Origin of the sequence: Tahibacter soli (genome assembly GCF_025717065.2) — a bacterium.
GTDB lineage: Bacteria > Pseudomonadota > Gammaproteobacteria > Xanthomonadales > Rhodanobacteraceae > Tahibacter > Tahibacter soli.
Genome location: NZ_JAOVZO020000020.1, coordinates 766,209 through 781,352, shown reverse-complemented (window position 1 = coordinate 781,352; position 15,144 = coordinate 766,209). Strand labels below are relative to the sequence as shown.

11 protein-coding genes are annotated in these 15,144 nt (G+C 68.0%); 3 read left to right on the top strand and 8 right to left on the bottom strand.

Annotation, left to right across the window (positions count from 1 at the left end; translation table 11 throughout):
• Positions 1 to 8: 8 nt before the first annotated feature.
• From OD750_RS24425 to OD750_RS24405, 5 genes are all read right to left on the bottom strand, one after another.
• Complete coding sequence (locus OD750_RS24425) at positions 9 to 974, bottom strand: hypothetical protein (protein ID WP_263541236.1); 966 nt, start codon at positions 972 to 974, stop codon at positions 9 to 11.
• Between the two features lie 322 nt (positions 975 to 1,296).
• Positions 1,297 to 2,346 (bottom strand): ribosome small subunit-dependent GTPase A, encoded by a 1,050-nt coding sequence (gene rsgA, locus OD750_RS24420; protein WP_263541235.1) that lies wholly within the window; start codon positions 2,344 to 2,346, stop codon positions 1,297 to 1,299.
• A 254-nt stretch (positions 2,347 to 2,600) separates the two neighbouring features.
• A complete protein-coding gene (locus OD750_RS24415) occupies positions 2,601 to 2,948 on the bottom strand; it encodes a hypothetical protein (RefSeq protein ID WP_263541234.1) in 348 nt (115 codons plus the stop codon).
• Positions 2,949 to 3,008: 60 nt separating this feature from the next.
• Positions 3,009 to 3,350: a rhodanese-like domain-containing protein gene (locus OD750_RS24410; protein WP_263541233.1), complete on the bottom strand. Its 342-nt coding sequence runs from the start codon at positions 3,348 to 3,350 to the stop codon at positions 3,009 to 3,011.
• Positions 3,347 to 4,342 (bottom strand): RNA polymerase sigma factor, encoded by a 996-nt coding sequence (locus tag OD750_RS24405; protein WP_263541232.1) that lies wholly within the window; start codon positions 4,340 to 4,342, stop codon positions 3,347 to 3,349. Before OD750_RS24405 ends, OD750_RS24410 begins: the two co-directional genes overlap by 4 nt.
• 171 nt (positions 4,343 to 4,513) lie before the next feature.
• Here OD750_RS24405 and OD750_RS24400 point away from each other — a divergent pair, with 171 nt between their 5' ends.
• Together OD750_RS24400 and OD750_RS24395 are read left to right on the top strand one after the other, a co-directional pair.
• Positions 4,514 to 5,383: a hypothetical protein gene (locus OD750_RS24400; protein ID WP_263541231.1), complete on the top strand. Its 870-nt coding sequence runs from the start codon at positions 4,514 to 4,516 to the stop codon at positions 5,381 to 5,383.
• Between the two features lie 328 nt (positions 5,384 to 5,711).
• Entirely contained in the window at positions 5,712 to 7,388 is a 1,677-nt protein-coding gene (locus tag OD750_RS24395; RefSeq protein WP_263541230.1) for a tail fiber domain-containing protein, read from the top strand.
• A 205-nt stretch (positions 7,389 to 7,593) separates the two neighbouring features.
• Here the strand turns inward: OD750_RS24395 and OD750_RS24390 are convergent, their stop codons facing one another.
• Positions 7,594 to 9,633 (bottom strand): amidohydrolase family protein, encoded by a 2,040-nt coding sequence (locus OD750_RS24390; RefSeq protein ID WP_263541229.1) that lies wholly within the window; start codon positions 9,631 to 9,633, stop codon positions 7,594 to 7,596.
• Between the two features lie 330 nt (positions 9,634 to 9,963).
• Here OD750_RS24390 and OD750_RS24385 point away from each other — a divergent pair, with 330 nt between their 5' ends.
• On the top strand, positions 9,964 to 12,234 hold the full coding sequence (locus OD750_RS24385) for a TonB-dependent receptor (protein WP_425508261.1): 2,271 nt from the start codon (positions 9,964 to 9,966) through the stop codon (positions 12,232 to 12,234).
• 196 nt (positions 12,235 to 12,430) lie between these two features.
• On the opposite strand, the gene OD750_RS24380 is transcribed toward OD750_RS24385, so the two are convergent.
• Positions 12,431 to 12,814, bottom strand: coding sequence for a hypothetical protein (locus OD750_RS24380; protein ID WP_263541227.1), 384 nt, complete (start codon positions 12,812 to 12,814; stop codon positions 12,431 to 12,433).
• 97 nt (positions 12,815 to 12,911) lie between these two features.
• Positions 12,912 to 15,086: a DUF7948 domain-containing protein gene (locus OD750_RS24375; protein ID WP_263541226.1), complete on the bottom strand. Its 2,175-nt coding sequence runs from the start codon at positions 15,084 to 15,086 to the stop codon at positions 12,912 to 12,914.
• Between the last annotated feature and the right edge of the window lie 58 nt (positions 15,087 to 15,144).

Sequence of the window (15,144 nt, the reverse complement as noted above, 5' to 3'; positions counted from 1 at the left end):
GTTGTCGGCTAAGGGAAAAGTCGATCGAAATTTCCATCGATTATTTCTTGCAAGATCTTCCTCTCCTCTGCGGCCGCTAATTCGAACTCCCACGGTGAAAGAAAGAAAAACCTGACTACTTCCCTGTAGTCGCCTCGTATGCAATTCCCGAAAACCATGCACGCTTGGCGTGTCTGCGCGCTGTCGGGTCCGCACGGCATTCCGAGGTCGCACGCGACCAGACGCCAAGCCATCGCATGCACCTTGCTGCCCGAGTACGGGCCGAAAAGTTCTCGATCGTCCGAACTCTCCGCCATTGCATCCGCGATACTTGCAATCGCCTCTCCGTTGCGCGACTGCACAATGCGACGTAGCGAATCTTTCACTTCGGACGCGCTCATCGATGCCGAAGAAGCCGTCAGCCGCCGCCCTTGGTCGACAAGGTCGTTGCCGTGTGACGCCGCCTCGTGCGCACTTCGGATTCGTTCTGGCGTAATTTTCTCGGCGCCTGCCAGATCTCCGCATCGCTCCTGAAACCGTGTGAGGTGCGCCAGCGCTGCATCTCGTCTGTTCGCCGGCATCGCCTCGGCGGACTTACGAATGCCCTCGACGAAGTTCGGAAAGACACTCAGGTGCGCACACTCGTCGAGTGCTTGGGCGACGACTCGCGCGGCTTCCGTGTCGCCAGCGGCTACGCGCGGTGCCAGCTCGCTCACCAGCCGGGCCAGGTTGTCCGATTTTTCGAAGGTCTGCGTCAGCGTTGAAATCGGGCCGGGCTGGAGCCCCGGAGGAAATGCCGGCGAATCGATGTTCGGATGGTTTGCCGCGCTGGTGACTGGCGGTCGCGATACCGGCGCTGTCGGCGAAGTTCTTGATGTATCCACGTCGGGAGTGACGGCAGTTGACCCTGTTTCCGGAGCGCGGGCGCGCCAAACTCCGAACAGGACGATCGTCGCTCCGGCAAGAAACAATGTTATTAGTGTGCGTTTGGACATTCAGCAGACTCTTTTTCGCGAGCGCGCCAAATTACGAGCGGCAAAGGCGTTCGGTAAACGAAATAGTGACAATCGGACTTCTCATACTCGCAATGCCATTGGTCGAAGGCTCGCGAGTTTGCTGAACCACGGCATGCCAACGCCAGTCATCGTGCATTCGCTTCGGTACTGATGGCTCGTGCGATGAATTTCCGATGATGATGGCCGTATCAGCGCGATTTCGCTTCAGGTTGACGTTCCGCCGGCGGCGCTCGACGCCGCCGGCGGACGCTATGCCGTCGCGGACGCGAACGGCATCACCGTGCTGCGGTTCAACCCCGCGTCAACGATCGCGACGTAGACGCTTTTCGGCCATTACGCGATCGGCCATGTGCCCGAACGCGCGGTCGCGCGCGCGGCGTTGCGCGAGGCTTTCGTTGTTGCGCGCTTCTTCGGCGACGAGCTTGCGCCAGCGCCCGACGCGTGCGGCGTCGATGTCGCCCGACGCGATCGCCGCGGCGATCGCGCAGCCCGGTTCCGTGTCGTGTCCGCAGTCGGCGAAGCGGCAGCGCTGCGCGAGCGCGGCCACGTCGTCGAATACCTCGTCGATGCCGGCGCGCACATCGGTCAGCTGCAGCTCACGCATGCCCGGCGTGTCGATCAGCCAGCCGCCGTCCGGCAATCGGTGCAGCGCGCGGCCGGTCGTCGTGTGGCGGCCTTTCGCGTCGTCTTCGCGGATGCCTTGCGTGTCGGCGCGATGCTCGCCGGCGAGCGCGTTCGTCAGCGTCGACTTGCCGACGCCGGACGAGCCGACCAGCGCGACGGTCTGTCCGTGTCCGCACCATGCCAAGAGCGGCGCGATGCCCGCGGCATCGCGCGCATCGAGCGTTTCGACGACGAGGCCGGGCATCAGCTTCGCCGCCGCGCGCGTGTAGTCGCCGGGTTCGTCGGCGAGGTCGGCCTTCGTCAGCACGACGACCGGCGTGACCTGCGCTTCGCGCGCAAGCGCGAGATAGCGTTCGAGGCGCGCGACGTTGAAGTCGGCGTTGCACGACGAGACGACGAGGAGCGTGTCGACGTTCGCGGCGATCAGTTGCACGCGTACGTCGGTCCCAGCCGCGCGGCGCTTGAAGACGCTCTTGCGATCGAGCCGGCGCAGCGGGCGCTGCGTATGCGCGTCGAGCAGCAGCCAGTCGCCGACGGTCGCGGCCTGTTCGCCGTCGCCGAACGGCGCGACGGACGTGTCGATGCCGGGCGCCGCGACGTGCAGGCGGTCGCGATGCACGGCGACGACGCGCGCGGGCAGCGTCGTATCGGTTTCGTCAGCGTGGATCTGCGTGGAGAAAAACGTCGCCCAGCCGTAGTCGGCGAGCGTGGAGGCTTCGGATGTCATGGGTCTCGTACCGGCGGTGCGCGCTTTTTTGCGCGCGCGAACGATGAGCACTCCTGCGAACAGGAGCGTCCTTGAGTTCACGGCTGGCCGGTGCTGCGGAGGACGAAGCGCGGTGGTTCGACGCGCGCTCGTGCGATGGGTTATCGCAGCGCCGCCAGCGGACGGGTGGCAAGATCCTGCATGAAGCCTCTCCCTGGGTGGACGAGTGGGGCGCAGCTTAGTCGCGATGCGGCGCGGTTTCAACGAAACGGCGGTCAGCAGGCGGTGATCGTGACGTCGAGAATATCGTCGGGACGCAGTACGAAATCGAAATCCTGGCCGATCTCGAACGACGCTTCGCCGTCGCGTTCGACGGCGAGCACGCAGTACCACATTTCGTTACCGTCGCGGCGCCGATAGATGACGAACCGTGACGACTGGTCCGGCACATCCTGTGGTTGCGGCGGCTGTGGCGTGACCTTGACGCCCAGATGCGCTTCGTACTCGCGCAACGCATCGCGAACGACCAGCGCATCGGTGCGAAACGCGCGGCTGTCGTCGATGTGACCGGTTTCGATATTGGTCATGACGCGGCGATTGTCCCATCCAAAGATCGTCGGCATTGTCGGCTCTCGTGCGGGTTCCCGATTTTACCGCCGGTTCGCTTCGCCGACACTTCGCAACTACGCGCCTTCGGTCGGCAACCCCGCCGCCAGCCACCCCGCGATACCCGCCGACATCACCGAGGCATTCGCGTACCCGAAGCGCTTCGCGCGCTGCGCCGCCTGCGGCCCCTTGCGGCACAGCGTGCTGGAGCAATAGAACACGAGCGTCGCGTCTTTCGCGGCGGGCAGATCGTCGGCCGTGAATGCCAGCGGGTCGAGGTTGCTTGCCCGCGGTACGTGCGCCGCGCGAAAGTGTTGCGGCGCGTTCACGTCGAAAACGTGCACGTCCGGATTTTGCAGCATCGCGTGCAGCGCGCGCGGCGCGACGTTCGGCACGCCCATCAGCAGCGCGTAGATCATGGCCCGCCCTCGCGCCGGCGCCGGCCGATGATGCGCATGCGGCTCCACGCCAGCGCGAAGATCCCGAGCGAGAACGCGACCGCCGCGCCGAGCAGTTCTTCGCGCTCCCAGGCCGCGTCGGACGCGCGCCACAGCACGACCATGTAGGTGGCCATCAGCGCGCCGTAGACATAGCCGTTGCGGCGCATCGCGCGGCGGTCGTCCGGGTCGCGCAGCTTCCGCAGATGACTGCGCGTTTCGAAGTACACCGCGCCGACGACGAGGCCGATCGACGCGAAGAGGCCGCCGAAGGCGCCGAGCAGCGCCTTCGGACCGAATTTCGCGAGCAGGCCGGCGCCCGCCGCCGCGGCCGGCGACGGTTGCAGCGAGAGCCCGGCGACCACGGCGCCCGTAAACGCGACGCCGGGTGCGCTGCGTTCGGCCGCGAGCCCCGCGCGCTGCAGGAATTCCGCGTTGAGGCTCGCCCGCGCGCGCTGCAGGCGCTTGCGCACCGCGGCTTCCGTCAGCCCCAGCAAGGCGGCGACGCTGCGGCCGTCCTGTCCTTCGCGATAGAACAGCAGCAGCACTTCGCGGCTGTCGGCCGGTATCTCGTCGAGCGCCTGCGCGAGCAGCGCGGCGTCCTCGCGCGCGCTCAGCGCTTCGGCCGGGCCGGGCCGCGATTCGGCGAGCTGCGCGACGAGTTCGTCCCAGTGGTCGGACGTGTCTTCGCGATAGCGCCCGGTGCGCACGTGATCGAGCGCACGGCGCCGCGCCACCTGGCGCAGCCACGGCAGAAAGCTCGCGGGATTGCGCATCAGCGCGAGGCGCCGCCACGCGGCGAAGAAGGTTTCCTGCGCGACGTCTTCGCTCTGCGCGACGTCGGCCGTCACCGCCAGCGCGATGCCGGTCACCATGCGTTGCGTGGCGGCGACGAGGCGCGCGAAGGCGGCGCGGTCGCCGCGTTGCGCGGCGCAGAAATCGCGATCGATCGCGGCGTCGATATCGAGGTTCATCGGGGAACGTCCGGTCAGGGTTCCCATACTAAGACGAGCGAGCGCGAGCGATGTGACGCGGTGCGGCAGTGTTGCGCGCAGCGCGGGTTTCGCCGCGGCGTGCGCGCGACCGCTGGCGCGGGAACGCGGCGCCGGTATGCTCTGCGCACCTTCGGCACCGGGGCGAACGCGATGCGCACAATTCGATGTGTTCCATTGGCCGCATTGGGACTGGCGGCGACGGCCGGCGCCGCGACGCTCGAATGGATCGGCGAGCCGCAGCTGTACGCCCCCGATGCCGTGTCGGGCGCGTCCGCCGACGTGCGCCTGGCGGTGAGTCCCGACGGCCGCCGCGAGCTGTGGGGCGCGATCGGCGCGATCGCCGGCAAGTCCGACTTCGACGTCTTCGAGCGCGTGCGCACCGGCGACGGCTGGAGCCGGCCGGCGCCCGTACCGTTCAACAGCGGCGCGAACGATTTCGACCCCGCGTTCGCGCCCGACGGTTCCGGCGCGTACTTCTTCTCGAACCGCGACGGCGGCCTCGGCGGCGACGACATCTGGTTCGTGGCGCTGAAGAACGGCGCGTGGGGTACGCCCGTCAACGTCGGCGCGCCGGTCAACACGCCGCATAACGAATGGGCGCCGACGCCGCTCGCGCGCGGCTGCCTGATGTTTTCGAGCGACGGCCACGGCGGCGCGGGCGGACAGGAGCTGCTGCAGTCGTGCCGCGGCGCGAACGGCTGGAGCGCGCCGCGCGGCTACGACGGCATCAACACGGCCGAATCGGAGTACGACGCGACATCGCTCGACGGCGGGCGCTTCGTGGTCTTCACGCGCAGCGCGAACCCCGACGAGGGCGGCACGCTGTACCTCGGCACGCGCGGTCGCGACGGCACGTATCGCAGCGAACGCCTGCCCGATGCGATCAACAGCGCGTCGGGCTGGAATTTCGGACCGAGCGTGTCGTCGGCGCATCCGGGCATGCTGTTCTATTCGAGCCACTGGCCGGACAAGACGAAGGGGCGCGCCGATATCTACGTCCTGCGCTATCGCGTGAAGTAGCGAGCGCGGAACGGACCGCACACGGCGGAGGTCGCCGGCATCGACGTGCCGGCCGAGCCGCCGCGTTGACGCGCTCGCGACACGGGCGGCGCAAAGATCGACGAATCGTCGCACCGGACGCTTCAGCTCGCCTGCGATTCTCGGCGGCCGGGCGGACGTCCGTTCGTTCCGTCGCCGCAGCGGCGTTTGAGTCAGAAGACCCGGGCGTCGCGCGTCGCATGATCTGCGACCGCCCGGATTGACGCTAACTCCGTACATGGGGGTGAACACCGCGCCGACCCCGGGCCCATCGAGGGTCTTGCACGGCCGGTATCAACGGGAGGGAATCATGACTATGCACGTTATGCATCGGCGTTCGATGGTCGCGGCAGTGCTGTTGGCGCTGACGCTCGGCGGCTCGGCCGCACTCGCAGCGCACGTCGCGCCCGCCGCTGCCGGCGTTCGCCTGACGCCGGCCGCATCGGCCGCGTCGTATCAGGTTCGCGTGTCCGGCCCGAACGGCTTTCTGTTCGAGCGCACGTTCGCAGGCAGTGCCGCGATCGACGTCGCGGCGCCCGCGGGCGGCTGGGCCGACGGCGCCTACCAGTACGAAATCACGGCACAGTCCGGCGCCGCGCGCGTGCGCGGCGACAACGATGCGATCGCCGCCGCCGACGCGAAGAACGCGATCGATTCGGGCACGTTCCGCGTCGCCGCCGGCGTCGTGTACACGGCCGATCCGTTCGCCGCGCGCAACGACAACGGCACGAACGCCGCGCCGGTGCCGAACGATCAGGTCATTCCGGACGATCTCATCGTGCAGGGCAGCACCTGCGTCGGCCTCGACTGCGTCAACAACGAGTCGTTCGGTTTCGACACGATCCGCCTCAAGGAAAACAACACGCGCATCAAGTTCGACGACACGTCGGCGTCGGCCGGCTTCCCGGCGACCGACTGGCAGCTCACCGCGAACGACAGCGCGTCGGGCGGCGCGAACAAGTTCTCGATCGAGGACATCACCGCCGCGACCGTGCCGTTCACCGTGACCGGCGCCGCGCCGACGAACTCGATCTTCGTCAGTTCGGTCGGCCGCGTCGGCTTCGGCACGTCGACGCCGGTGCTGAAGATGCACATGAACCAGAGCGACACGCCGGCCGTGCGCTTCGAGCAGAACAACTCGGGCGGCTTCACCGCGCAGACGTGGGACATCGGCGCCAACGAGGCGAACTTCTTCGTGCGCGACGTGACCGGCGGCAGCCGCCTGTCGTTCCGCATCCGGCCCGGCGCGCCGACGAGTTCGCTCGACATTGCCTCGACCGGCAACGTCGGCGTCGGCACGGCCTCGCCGAGTGCGAAGTTGCACGTGACCAATTCCGACGGCACGACGCAGGTGCTCGTCGCGGAGACCAGCGGCACGGCGACGGGGCGCGATCTGATGCGCCTGGAAAACAACGGCCCGTCGCGCATGCGCATGAAGAACACGGCGACCGGCAACGAGTGGAGCCTGAATGCGCACGACAGCGATTTCCGCCTGACGCTCGCCGGTGCGGCGGTGCCGTCGATGACGATCTTCCAGAACGGCAACGTCACGATCGCCGGCACGCTGACGCAGAACTCCGACCGCAACAGCAAGGAGAACTTCAAGCCGCTCGATCACAAGGCGCTACTCGACAAGATCGCCAAGCTCGACATCACCGAGTGGAACTTCAAGTCCGAAGCGGCCAATGTGCGCCACATCGGCCCGATGGCGCAGGACTTCCACAGCGTGTTCGGCCTGGGCGAGCGCGAAGACCGCATCGCGCCGCTCGATACGTCCGGCGTCGCGTTGGCGGCGGTGCAGGGCCTGCAGCGCGAGATCGCGACGCGCGACGCGCGCATCGCCGAACTCGAGGCGCGCATCGCGCGCCTCGACGTGGTGACGCAGCGCCTGGCGCGCCTGCAGGAAGAACAGGCGGTGCAGTCGCTGCCGACGGCGATGGCGCCGGAGTGCGCGGCGCCGACGAAGGTGGCCGCGTCGGGGTTGTAGTCCGGTCACGTCCCCGGCGCAAAGCCGGGGACGTTCGCTCGTCATCCTTTGCTCGTCATTCCAGCGAAAGCTGGAATCCAGCCTTTCGCTGTTGCTTCAAGTTCGAAAAGCTGGATCCCAGCTTGACTCGCGACTGCGTCGCTCACCCTCCGGGCCGGCGACGCCGTTGTCGCTTCGCTCCTCGCAGGGATGACGAGCAAAAAAACTACTTCACCACCTTTACCGATTGCACAAACGGCGCCACCCCCAACTCCCGATAGATCTCATCCGGGTAATACGCCGTCCCGCCCTTCATCACGAACGCGATCTTGCGCAGGCTCGTGATGTCCTGCGTCGGATCGCCGTCGACCAGCACGAGGTCGGCGTTCTTGCCCGTTGCGATTCCGCCGCCCTTGTCCGACGTGCGCGTGTACTTCGCGCCGTTGACCGTCGCGATCGCGAGCGCCTGCGCGGGCGTCATCCCCGCGCCTTCGACGTAGATCTGCAGTTCGCGATGCAGCGTGAAGCCCGGTATCGCGTCGGTGCCTGCGACCACGGGAATGCCCGCGCGGTACATCGCGCCGACGAACTGCGCCATCTTCTTCACCGAGCCGCGGTACGCGACGGCCTTGTCGTCGGGCACGCTGAAGAAGCCCGAGCGCAGCGAGCGTTGCAGCGACACCGGAAAATGATCGGCCACCGCGCGGTACGTCTGCATCGTTTCGCCGGCCTTGTCGCCCATGAATTCGAACACCGCGAGCGTCGGGTCGATCACGGTGCCGCGTTCCTTGAGCAGCGCGACGAAATCCTTCACCGGCTGGCTGTCGAGATCGAGCGCGTGCGCGTTTTCCGCGACGAGGTAGAAGCGCGCGAGCGTGCGCGTGTCGGTGTCGGGCTTGACGAAGAAGTTCAGCATCAGCTGGTTGATGTGCTGCACTTCGTCGTAGCCGAGCCGCACCACTTCTTCGGCGCGCATGAACGCCGGCACGTGGCCGCTGACGCGCAAGCCCTTCTCGTGCGCGTAGGCCGCCGTTTCCTTGACGAGATCCTTCGGAAACGAGTTGTAGATCTTGATCTGCGGATAGCGATGCTCGGCGTACCAGTCGACCGCCTTTTTCGCGCCGGCCAGATCCTTGATGACGAAGCCGTAGTGCGCCGAATACGGGCTTTCGCCCTCGATGAAGCCCGCCGGCACGATGCGCGCGCCGAGCCGCGTGCCGGCGTCGATCTGCGCCGAGAGGTCGGCGAGCATCGCGTTGTCGTTGCCGAGGTCGCGCACGGTCGTGACGCCGCCGGCGATCTGCAGCGGCGCGCCCCAGGCGGTTTCGTGGCCGTGCATGTCGTACAGGCCCGGCAGCAGCGCGCGGCCCTGCGCGTCGACCGTGTTCGCGGCCTTGCGCGCGCTCTTGCCGGTCGCGGCGATCTCGACGATGCGACCCGCCTCGACGTAGACGTCGGACGCCGCGCCGAGCGCGCCGCGTTCGGCGTCGAACACGCGCGCGTTGCGCACGACCGTGACGCCGGGCAGCGCATGCGAATGCTTTTTCGCGAACGCCGCCAGCATCTCGCTTTCGGCGTCGACCTGCCGGCGCTTGAGCGTCGCGACCTGGTCTTCCCAGCCGGCGAGTATCGTCGCGGAGTCGTCGAAGCCGGTCGAGATCGACGCGAACAGCGCCATGCCCGCGTCGTCGTCGAGCCAGACGAACGCCGGCTGCAGGCCGACGCCGCCGATCGCATGCAGCGCGACCTTGCGCCGCGCCTCGCCGCGCGCGACGTCGACCGACGCGAGCTTGCGCGCCGTCAGTTCGCCGGACGGCACGGCTTCGAGGCGACCGCCGGCCTTGCCGATCGCGCGCACGAGCGCGGCGAGATTCTCGACCGACGACTCGGCCGCCGGCAGGTAGATCGTCGGACCCTTGACGGATTTTTCGCCGTTGTCGGCGGTCGAACGCCACGTCGCGGTGTCGCCGTCGCGCGTATAGGTCTCGTTGATTTCCGAGCCGATCGTCGATTTGCCGGTGAGGCGGAAACTCGTGAGCGTGCCGTCGCGCGACCAGGAATATTCCTCTTTCACGTCGGGGCCGCGGCCGTTGTTGCGGAAGCTGAAATCGACCGTGACGCGGCCGTCGACGTCGGTCGTCGTCTGCGCGCCGCCGGGCTTGCCCTGGAACAGCACGCTGTAGCGCGAGGTGGTCTGCGCCGACGCGGCGGCGGCGCAGCCGAGCGCGGCGAGCGCGAGCGTTGCGGCGAATCGAATGCGTTTCATGCGGGGGCTCCGTCAGGGGGTGAGCGCGCGCAGCTTAGTGCGCTGCGGCCGGCGCGCCGGCGCGCAAACTCAAAAAAGCGAAAACGGATACATCGCAACGCGATCGGCCGGCGCGCGCATCGTCGAACAACACGCAACGCGCGGTCGGCGCGGCTCATTCTTTGCCGCGCCGGTTCTATCGATAGTCCGTTGCGGGCGCATCGCGGGGGTTTGTCGGCGCGCGCCGCCGCGCGTAAGCTCGCCAGCGGCGTTAAACAATCGTTAGGGTGGGGGCGGCCGGTCGGGGGACGGTCGCGTCCGGGTCAAGGAACAACCTAAGAGGATGGCTCGATGCGCGTCGCGACGAATCGCAGGCGGGGAACGGTGTTGTATCGGAGCGGCCTCGCGGCCGCGTTGGCGTATGCGCTCGCGGCCGGCGCCGCGACCGCGGAAACGGCGGCCGACCAGGCCGACGGCGGCGAAAAGGCGACGTCGCAGCTCGAAGCCGTGACGGTGACGGCGCAGCGGCGCGAGGAAGACGTGCAGAAGGTGCCGATCTCGATCACCACGGTCGAGGCGGAAAAACTGCAGAACATCGGCGCGGCCGGCGCCGACGTGCGCGCGCTCGCGGGCCGGCTGCCGAGTCTCAACATCGAATCGTCGTTCGGGCGAACGTTTCCCCGTTTCTACATTCGCGGCCTCGGCAACGCCGACTTCGACCTCAACGCGTCGCAGCCGGTGTCGCTGATCTTCGACGACGTCGTGCTCGAAAATCCGATCCTCAAGGGCTATCCGATCTTCGACATCGACCACGTCGAAATGCTGCGCGGCCCGCAGGGCACGCTGTTCGGCCGCAATACGCCGGCCGGCGTCGTGAAGTTCGATTCGGTGCGCCCGTCGCCGGACAACGAAGGCTATGCGCGCATCAACTACGGCCGCTACGGCACCGCGAATCTCGAAGCGGCGGCCGGCGGCGGCCTGTCCGACTCGGTGTCGGCGCGCGCGTCGATCCTGTACCAGCACCGCGACAACTGGGTCGACAACACGTTCGCCGGCGGCAAGAACCGCGAGCTGGAGGGCTACAACGAATTCGCCGGCCGCGTGCAGCTGCTCTACGGCGGCGACGATTTCGAAGCGCTGTTCAACCTGCACGCGCGCAATTTGAACGGCACGGCGCGGCTGTTCCGCGCGAACATCATCCAGCCCGGCACGAACAACATCGTCTCGGGATTCAAGCCCGACCAGGTGTCAATCGACGGCTACAACTCGCAGCACCTGGAAGGCTGGGGCGGCAGCGCGCGCCTGAAGTGGGACTTCGGCTCGGTGTCGCTGTTCTCGATCACCGGCTACGAAACGGTAGAAGTGTACAGCCGCGGCGACATCGACGGCGGCTACGGCGCGGTGTTCGCCCCGCCGTCGGGTCCGGGCGTCATCGCGTTTCCGTCCGAGTCGGCCGACGGCCTGCCGGACCACGGCCAGTTCACGCAGGAATTCCGCCTGCAGTCGAACGACTGGGGCCGCTTCGACTGGCAGGCCGGCCTGTACTACTTCGACGAGTCGATCACGATCGACAGTTTCAGCTACGACACGCTCGCCGGCGGCGGTCAGAACGGCTACGCGCAGCAGAAGCAGGACAACACGGCGTGGGCGGCGTACGCGTCGGGCGAATACGACCTCACCGACGCGTGGAAGCTGCGCGCCGGTCTGCGCTACACGCGCGACGAGAAAGATTTTCAGGCCACGCGCTACCAGTCGCCGGTCGGCGGCACGCCGATAGGGCCGCTGTACGCGAACCCGAGCGCCTCGGACGTCAGCGGCGACCTGAGCCTCGCCTATGCCGCGTCGGAGAACACGAACGTGTTCTTCCGCGTCGCGCGCGGCTTCCGCGCGCCGAGCATTCAGGGCCGCATCCTGTTCGGCGACACGCTGTCGGTCGCGAAGGAAGAAACGCTGACGTCGTTCGAGGCCGGCATCAAGGCCGACCTGTTCGACCGCCGCGCGCGCCTGGGCTTCACCGTGTTCGACTACACCGTGCACGACCAGCAGCTCACGGCGGTCGGCGGCGCGGCGAACTTCAACCGGCTGGTCAACGCGGATCGCAGCACGGGCCGCGGTTTCGAACTCGACCTCGAGGCGTATCTCGCCGACAACCTGCTGGTCACGACGGGCCTGAGCTACAACGACACGAAGATCGACGATCCGACGCTCGCGATCCAGCCGTGCGGCGCGCCCTGCACGGTGCTCGATCCGGCCGGCCCGGTCGCGGGCACGGTGCGCATTGACGGCAACCCGCTGCCGCAGGCGCCCAAGTGGATCGCCAACGTCACCGCGCGCTATTCGATTCCGGTCGACAACGGCGAGTGGTACGTATTCACCGACTGGTCGTACCGCGGCTCGGTGAATTTCTTCCTGTACGAGTCGAAGGAATTCAAGGGCAAGTCGCTGACCGAAGGCGGCCTGCGCGTCGGCTACAACTGGGACAACGCGCGCTACGACCTGTCGGTGTACGGCCGCAACATCACGAACCAGATCCGCGTGGTCGGCGGCATCGACTTCAACAACCTCACGGGCTTCATCAACGATCCGCGCGTGTGGGGTGTGGAGTTCGCGGTGCGGTATTGAGGCGACACGCTTGAACGCTCTCCCTCGAGTTCGCTTGGGGGAGAGCGCACAGAGGGGGCGAGGCCTCGCACTTCGTCGAGGTTGAGGAAGACCCCTGCGTTGCCCCCTCACCCCGACCCTCTCCCCCAAGCAAGCTTGGGGGAGAGGGAGTTCGCGATTTTCGCGTGTTCGTGAACTTGAACGATACTGTCTTATTTCAACGACTCGCGCCCCGCGAGATCGCATGCAGCACGATCGCGGCGGCCGTCAGACCCAGCGCGACGACGTCGGCGATGACGACCGTGCGCAGCGCCGCGTTGTAGCCGCCGGCCGACAGCGCGATCCATAGAAACGCGCCGATGGCGACCGACGCCGCGACGAACGCGGGCACGCGCAGCGCGGGCCTGAACGCCGCGCAGATGACGAATGCGCCGATGAGGCCGAGCAGCACCGCGCGATGACGCATCAGGATCACGAGATCGGGATCGTCGAACGCGATGCCGTAGAGGCGCGTGAGCGCCGCGGCGTCGACGACGCCGGCGACGGGCAGCGCGAGGATCGCGCCGACGAGGGTCAGAAGAACGGCGATGGCGAGGTTCATCGCCGCAGCGTAGCGCAGTTCGCGAGCGGCGGAGGTAACGAATGCGCGTCGGGGCGCGAGCTTTCGCCCGCGCCCCGGATCGAGGTAACGAAACCCGTTACAGGTCGGTCGACAGGCGGCTCAGCACCATGTCGTACCAGCTGCCGCCGTGCGTCGGTCGCGCACCGCCCGCGGTCATCGGGAACGTCGTCGAGCGCGTGTCGCCGGCAACCACGAGTTCGCCGTTGAACGGGTTGACGATCGCGCAATAGAGCCGGTCTTCCGATGCGCCGCCCAGGTACGTCGAGCGTTCGAGCGTCGTCAGCGACGCGTCGAGACGGCTGACGAAAGCGTCGTAGTCGCCACCGCCGTACGCGGCCTGCGCCGGCGCCGGCGTCACGAAGCGGCCCGGGAAGTCGGTCGATGCCGTGCGCCCGACGACGAACACGTCGCCGTTCGCCGGATCGATCGCAAGGCCGCGCGCCTCGTCGTAGTTGCGCCCGCCGAGGAACGTCGCCTGCCGCAGCGTCGCGAGATCGTCCGAGATGCGCGCGACGTACGCGTTGCCGCTCGCGATCGGATTCGCCGCGGGCGCCGGCTGTGCGCCGCCGGCGGTGCCTGCGAGCGTCGTCGCCGACGTGGTGCCGGCGATCAGCACGTCGCCGCCGGCCGGGTCGATCGCGAGCGCCGACACGGTCTCGCTCGCGTTGCCGCCGAACCACGCGGTCGCGACGAACGTCGACAGCTGCGGATTGATCCGCGTGACGAACGCGCCGGTCCAGGTGTCGGTGTCGAAGATGCCGGCGATCGCCGGAAAGTCCCACGACGACGTCGCGCCGGCGAGGTACAGATCGCCGTTGACCGGATGAAACGCGAGATTGCGCGTCGCGCCGAACTGCTGGTTGCCGCCGACGTTGTCGCCGCGCGTGCCGCCGACGTAGGTCGACTGTACGAGCGTCGTCAGCGCCGGGTTGAGCCTCGTGACGAACGCGTCGCCGTATTCCTGCGCGTTGACGACGTACGTCGGCTTGGCGCCGCCGGCCGCGCCGGGCAGGTTGGCCGAATACGTGTCGCCCGCGAGATAGACGTCGCCGGTGTCCGGCGCGATCGCGAGCAGGAAGCCGTAGTCGTTGCGGCTGCCGCCGACGAACGTCGACTGGTACACGGTCGTCAGATCGGCCGACAGGCGCGAGACCACCGCGTCGCGACCGCCGCCGTTGGCCGGCCGGGCGCCGCCTGCGGCATACGGGAAGTACGTGTCGAGCGTCGTGCCGGCCACGTAGACGTCGCCGGTCTGCGGATGGATGACCATCGCCGACAAGTCGTCCGACTGCCACGAACGGCCGAGGTATGTCGCCTGCAGCAGCGTCGTGAGATCGCTCGAGAGTCGCGCGATCACGAAGTCGCTGCCGTTAACGCCGAAGTAGCGCTGCGCGCCGCCGACGGTGCCGGGAAAGTTCGCCGACTGCGTGGTGCCGGCGACGTAGATCTGGCCGTTGACCGGATGCACCGCGAGCGCGGCCGTGTTGTCGAACTCGCCGCCGCCGAGAAACGTCGACTGCAGTACCGGATCGATGACGACCGCGCGGCTCGTATCGTGGTCGCCGAGCGCGAAGCCGTACTCGTTGCCGTGCACGGTGTACGCCACGTCGACCGCGCGGCGTTCGCCGCCGATCTCCTGGTACGCGACCGGCTTCGAGAAGGCCAGTTCGCCGGCGTCGGTGCGCGCGACGAGGCGGCCGTCCGATGCGGCGGCGAGCGACTGCGCGCCGCGCACGGCGACGCGGATCGCCGCGGCGCTGGCGCCCGGTTCTACCGAAAAGAACTTTTCCACGTTGTTGTTGCCGGCCTGCAGCCACACGTCGACGCCGTTCCAGGCGCGGCCGAGCGCGACGCGGCGATACGTCGCGGCGTCGTCGGCGCGGTCGCCGTCGATGCGCGTCACGCGTGCCGATGCGATGTCCGCGGCGCGCGGCGCGAGCGGCATCGCGCCGGCCAGCGATTCGACGAGCGTGTAGCGCGCGGGCTCGGCGCGGCCCGGCGCCGCGTAGGCGAGGTCGTGCACGATCTCGCCGGCGCGCGTGACGAACACCGTGCCGGCGAACGTCGTCGCGCTGTACGCGACGGCGTCGTCGTAGCGGCCGGTATTGGCGACGAACGGCACCTGCAACGTACCGGGATCGGCCGCGACCGGCGCGGGACGCGCGAGTACGGTGGGCGATACGAAGCCCGACACGACGCCCGCGATCGCGAGCGCCAGTGCGGCGCGGCTGCCTGATTTCCTGTTCGGCATAAATCCTCCGTTGATGGGATGCGCGTCGGTCGACGCGCAAGTCCAAATTAACGAAGGC